General features: G+C 45.7%; 1 protein-coding gene. It reads left to right on the top strand.

The window, feature by feature from the left end; translation table 11 throughout:
* The first annotated feature begins 12 nt into the window (after positions 1–12).
* The gene (locus NE558_RS14800; protein ID WP_420314604.1) at positions 13–171 is read left to right on the top strand and encodes an NAD(P)-binding domain-containing protein; all 159 of its coding nucleotides are present in this window, start codon (positions 13–15) and stop codon (positions 169–171) included.
* Positions 172–208 lie beyond the last annotated feature (37 nt).

Raw genomic sequence — 208 nt, 5'->3', positions numbered from 1 at the left:
AAGGCAGCGGTAATGTCTTTAATTGATTCTCCAGTAAGTGGAGCTGAAACCCGCTCCATTGCAGGCACATTGGTTGTAATGTGTGGCGGCGATAAGGAAGTTTTTGAGGAAGTAAAGGATTTGATTGGCTGTCTTGGGAGCAGAGTGACCTACATCGGTTCTTCGGGCTGAGGTGATGTAGCAAAGCTTGCGAATAATATGATTGTTG

The sequence above is a fragment of the Anaerotignum propionicum genome (assembly GCF_024461735.1).
Lineage (GTDB): Bacteria > Bacillota > Clostridia > Lachnospirales > Anaerotignaceae > Chakrabartyella.
The sequence above is the reverse complement of the archived record's forward strand: the minus strand, read 5'-3'. Positions and strand labels throughout refer to the sequence as shown.

Coding starts and splice junctions, on each gene's coding strand:
- NE558_RS14800 (WP_420314604.1), top strand. CDS start 13: ATGTCTTTAATTGATTCTCCAGTAAGTGGAGCTGAAACCCGCTCCATT.